A 780-nucleotide genomic window follows, 5' to 3' on the forward strand; every position below is an offset into this window, starting at 1 on the left:
TATTAAGTTCTAATACAACACATAAATATTTAATTGGGTATTTAGATTTAAGCTCTTCTATGGTAAGATATTTAGCTAAATTTACTTTTGCTTTAGGCTCTCCAATATTTCTTCGTTTTTTTTTAAGATCTCATTTTCAGCTTTTAATAATTCAATTTCTTTATTTTTTAGTTTAAGTAATATTTCATATCTCTCTTTTTCGCTAGAGGCTGAATTTATTTCGCTAGTTATTTGTTTTTTTTCATATTTAATAACCCATGAATAAAGATTAGGATATTTAACACCATATTTAGTACATATATCTTTGTAATTTTTCCCTTTTTCTATACATTCTTTTGCAATACTCATCTTAGTTTCTTTACTTAGTTTAGGACTTCTCATAGAGTATATCTCTCCTTTAGGATCATATTCTTTTAATATACCCTTATTATACTGATAAATCCAATTTTTTACAACATTTTTACTAATTAAATACTCTATTTCTAATTGTCGAGTACTTTTTCCAGCAAGATATTCATTTATTACTTTTTGTTTAAATTTTATAGTATATGATCGATTATGCTTACCTACTTCTTTAAGACCTTTTTCTCCATGAAATCTATATTTTGAAGCAATAATACTTAGAGTCCCTGTAGCAATATTATATTCTTTTGCTACAACTGAAATTGGAATTCCTTCTTCAATATTTTTAACCATTTTAAGTCTTTCTTCAAATGTAAATTTACCTTTTCTTACCATAAAAAAAATGTACCTCCAAACTTTTTCACATTTCTGTGTCCA

The 780-nt window shown here is 25.0% G+C and carries 1 protein-coding gene; it reads right to left on the reverse strand.

The window, feature by feature from the left end:
* Positions 1 to 81: 81 nt before the first annotated feature.
* The coding region (locus AYC60_RS00320; protein ID WP_231724599.1) for a helix-turn-helix domain-containing protein at positions 82 to 780 on the reverse strand (699 nt) is incomplete at its 5' end.

The sequence above is a fragment of the Streptobacillus felis genome (assembly GCF_001559775.1).
In the GTDB taxonomy this organism is placed as follows: domain Bacteria; phylum Fusobacteriota; class Fusobacteriia; order Fusobacteriales; family Leptotrichiaceae; genus Streptobacillus; species Streptobacillus felis.